At 62.0% G+C, this 4,225-nt stretch carries 4 protein-coding genes; 3 read left to right on the top strand and 1 reads right to left on the bottom strand.

The annotated features are described in order from the left end of the window. Positions 1-243 (top strand): hypothetical protein (locus tag ACXJ7R_RS26200; RefSeq protein WP_457154362.1); only part of this gene is annotated, 243 nt, incomplete at its 5' end. 224 nt (positions 244-467) lie between these two features. Here ACXJ7R_RS26200 and ACXJ7R_RS26195 read toward each other — a convergent pair. Next, the gene (locus ACXJ7R_RS26195; protein ID WP_457154361.1) at positions 468-1,253 is read right to left on the bottom strand and encodes an SDR family NAD(P)-dependent oxidoreductase; all 786 of its coding nucleotides are present in this window, start codon (positions 1,251-1,253) and stop codon (positions 468-470) included. A 193-nt stretch (positions 1,254-1,446) separates the two neighbouring features. On the opposite strand from ACXJ7R_RS26195, the gene uxuA reads away from it, so the two are divergent. Beyond that, complete coding sequence (uxuA, locus tag ACXJ7R_RS26190; RefSeq protein ID WP_457154360.1) at positions 1,447-2,631, top strand: mannonate dehydratase; 1,185 nt, start codon at positions 1,447-1,449, stop codon at positions 2,629-2,631. Positions 2,632-2,953: 322 nt separating this feature from the next. After that, positions 2,954-3,973 (top strand): isopenicillin N synthase family dioxygenase, encoded by a 1,020-nt coding sequence (locus ACXJ7R_RS26185; protein WP_457154359.1) that lies wholly within the window; start codon positions 2,954-2,956, stop codon positions 3,971-3,973. The last annotated feature ends 252 nt before the right edge of the window (positions 3,974-4,225 follow it).

The following is a 4,225-nucleotide window of genomic DNA, read 5'->3' as shown; positions in this document are numbered from 1 at the left end:
AGCGGATCCAGTAGGATTGGTGAAAACGTCTCCGGCGCCAGCGGCCTCGACGCCAGTAGCGACGGCAAACCACGCGCCATCCACGCCGCCGCCTCCATACACGCTGCCGCCTCCATCGATAGTACTGCACGGGTTCGACGTCATTCTGGCTATCAGGACCGGCTCCACAAGGTCGTCTACCGGCTTGTCCAGCTCATCGAGAATGCCGTTCCCCCGTGCTCGGGGTGCCAGCCACCGCCCTAACCGGGCAAGCTACCGCGACCACGGCCGCAGCGCTCGCGAGGCGCCCAGATGCCGAGCTAGATCTGTTTAAAAACCCGAAGTCGGTGTTGGTCGAGGTTCGCGGTGGCAAGAAACTTGCGAGTTTGGCGATGAAGACTTCACGCCGCGCCCGCCAAAAGCGGTCGCGCCGGAGGTCGTCAGATGTCGGCGACTCCCGGTAAAGGCCAAAACCGATCTACATGGCTCTATTTCACGCCGATGCCGGCAGTCAGGCCGCCATCGATTTTGTAGTCCGCTCCGGTGCAGAAACCGGCTTTGGCCGAACACAGAAAGGCGATGAGTTCCGCCACTTCCTCCGGCTCGCCGATGCGCCCGATGGGATGCGCTTCGCCGAAGCGCTTGTAGGCGGCCTCGACATCCGCATCGGTGCCGTTTTCGCCGCGTGCCGCTTTTTCCAGGATCGGGGTGCGGATCGAGCCGGGGCTCACGGAGTTGACGCGGATGCCGGAGCGCGCGTAGTCGAGCGCCAGCGAGCGCGTCAGCGTATGGATCGCCCCCTTGGTCGTCGCATAGGCGGCGACATTCTGCTGGCAAGCGTGACCCTGCACCGAGGCCACGTTGACGATGGCTCCGCCGCCCCGCCGGATCATTTCCGGAATGCCGAAATGCGCGGTCAGGTAGATCGAGCCGACATTGACCGACATTGCCTTGTTCCAGGTCTCGAAATCGGTGCTGGTAGCTGTTCCGTATGGATGGACCGCCGCCGAATTGACGATGATATCGAGGCCGCCGAACCGCTCGACGCCGGCCGCGACCGCATCGCGAACCTGATCCGGCACAGAGACGTCGGTGTCTATGACCAGCACGCCTGGCCCGGAGCTTTCCAGTTGCGCTTGCATCGCCGCGTTGGCCGCGCGGTCGATGCCACAGGCGATGATCGCGGCACCACCTGCCGCCAGGCGTATAGCGCTTGCGAGGCCAATCCCGGTCGTACCCGTCACCAGAGCGACCTTGCCGTCGAAATCCTTCATTGCGGGTACTCCGTTATTTGCTGTGGTCCTTAATGCATGTCGCCCAAAACTGGCCCCGGTTTTCGGGCAACGACATCCATAAAAACAAGGACCTAAAGCGCGTCGCCTGAATCCGCTCAAACGCKACGCGCTTTAGTTTGACACTCATTGCGGTCCAACAATAGGTTGCCGTCCTCGCAGAAGGAAAGCCGTAATGGAACAATGCTGGCGCTGGTATGGACCGAACGACCCGGTGACGCTCGATCATGTCAGGCAGGCGGGCGCGACGGGCATCGTTTCCGCCCTGCACGACATCTATGACGGGCGCGCCTGGCCGCTTGAGAACATTCTGGAGCGCAAGCGGATCATCGAGGCGGCAGGGCTGACGTGGTCGGTCGTCGAGAGCATTCCCGTCCACAATTCCTTCAAGATCGGTGCGCCGGAGCGCGAGCGCTACGCAGGCTACTATCGCGACACGATCCGCGCCCTTGCCAAGGCCGGCATCACAACGGTCTGTTACAATTTCATGCCCGTGGTCGATTGGACCCGCACCGATCTGGCCTATCGGCTTCCGACGACGGGCTACGCCCTGCGTTTCGATGCGATCGATTTCGCTGCCTACGACCTGTTCGTGCTGAAACGCAGGAATGCCGAGGCCGGCTACAGCGCCGCCCGCATTGCCGAGGCGGAAACGCGACTAAGGGAATTGAGCGACGAGCAGATCGACAGGATCGAGCGCAACCTCATCGCCGGCCTGCCGGCAACAGAGCGCAGCTACGACCGTGACAGTTTTCGCGAGGCCCTGGCGGACTACGATGCGATCGGTCCGAAGGAATTGCGCGACAACCTTGCCTGGTTCCTGCGCGAGATCATTCCGGTGGCCGAGCAGGAAGGGGTGCGCATGTGCATCCATCCTGACGATCCGCCCTTCTCGCTCTATGGCCTGCCGCGCATCGTTTCGACCGCCGCGGATGCACGTTTTATTCTCAACGCCGTCGACAGCCCCGCCAATGGCCTGACATTCTGCACCGGCTCCTACGGGACGCGCGCCGACAACGACATCGTCGCCATGGTCAAGGAATTCGCCGACCGCATCCATTTCGCCCATTTGCGCAACATCACCATCGAGGAGGATGGCTCGTTCTATGAAGCCGAGCATCTCGAGGGTGGCACCGACATGGCGCATGTCATCCTCGCACTGATGCAGGAAGAGGCGCGTCGCAGCAGGGAAGGCCGCGCCGACTGGCGCATCCCGATGCGCCCCGATCACGGCCACCTGCTTGCCGACGATATCGGCAAGACCAGGATCAATCCCGGCTACTCGCTGATCGGCCGGCTGAAAGGCCTCGCCGAACTGCGCGGCATCATGCGCGCCGTGGAGACGTTCGGGCTGGCTTGAAGTCATCAGACAGGCGGCGTGAGGAGGGATCCAGGCGCAACGGCCAACCTGCCGGGCCTTCAGTTCATGCGGAAGTCCGCATAAACGTCTCCGATCTACGTCTCGTCGCAACATGCATGAAACATCCGTTGGGATATTATTTTGCCCTCGGGAAACAATATGCAGCGCTGACTTTCTTCCGTTGGCGCCGAGATTGGGGTGCCCATTGCTTTGATCGGCTGCCCCTGCGTGGCACCTTGGATGCACGTCCACGCCTCGAGTGCTTGCCGATGGTCGCTTCTACTTCTCCTCGGCAAGGGCGGCGAAAAGAAGGAACCTGCCCATGCCCAGAATTGTGCCGGTACTCGATCTGAGCCGTCTCGAACAAGGAGCGTCCGAGCACCGCACCTTTCTCCTGGATCTGCGCACGGCGGCCCGCGACGTCGGCTTCTTCTATCTCAGCGGCCACGGAATTTCGGCGTCAGAGACTGATGAAGTGCTCGATGCCTCGCGCCGGTTCTTCGCCTTGCCGGAGACCGACAAGCTGGCGATCGAAATGGTCAAGTCCTCGCAGTTTCGCGGCTACACGCGCGCCGGCGGTGAACTGACCAAGGGCGCTGCCGACTGGCGTGAACAACTCGACATCGGCGTCGAGCGCCAGCCCATCCCGCAAGGGCCGGGAATTGCGCCTTGGACACGGCTGCAAGGACCGAACCAATGGCCCTCGGCATTGCCCGATCTCAAGCCGGCGCTGCTGGCATGGCAGACCAGGGCTACGGCTGTGGCGATCCGGCTGCTGAAAGCCTTCGCGCTGWCGCTTGATCAGCCCGAGGACGCCTTCGACGCGATCTACAGGGACTCGCCCAATCATCGCATGAAGATCGTGCGTTATCCCGGGCGTGACGCGACGGATGGCGACCAGGGTGTCGGCGCGCACAAGGATGGCGGCTTCCTGACGCTGCTGCTGCAGGACGACAACAAGGGGCTGCAGGTTGAATATGACGGCAGCTGGGTGAATGTGGACCCGCTCCCCGGAACTMTTGTCGTCAACATTGGTGAACTGCTCGAATTGGCGTCGAATGGCTATCTGCGCGCCACCGTTCACCGCGTCGTGACCCCGCCTGCCGGCGTCGAGCGAATTTCCGTTCCCTTCTTCTTCAGCGCGCGGCTGGATGCGACGATACCGCTGCTGAATTTGCCCGAGGAACTGGCGGCCGAAGCACGCGGACCGGCAAGCGACCCGGACAACCCATTGTTCCGCGATGTCGGCACTAATGTCCTGAAAAGCCGTCTGCGTTCGCATCCCGACGTGGCGCGCCGCCACTATGCCGATCTTCTCCAGACGGGAGCGGAGCGCCCGTGAAGCCCAAAGCATGTCGCCCAAAAGTGGCCCCGGTTTTAGGCGGACGACATGCATAACAAAGCCTCGATGCCGAACGGATTTTCGCCATTTTGCGTGTTCTTTGGAACGTTATTCGTCGCCAAGTCGCGGAAATAAGCTCAGAAAGGCAAAATCGTTCGGCGGTCTCCTCCCATTCCGCTGAGCGGTGTTCCCCTCTGAAGGTTTGAACCTTCTTTTGGCCGGGCCGCATTCGAGCCCGGCCATTTTTTGTGC

The sequence above is a fragment of the Mesorhizobium sp. P5_C1 genome, from assembly GCF_054049815.1.
The sequence above is the reverse complement of the archived record's forward strand: the minus strand, read 5'-3'. Positions and strand labels throughout refer to the sequence as shown.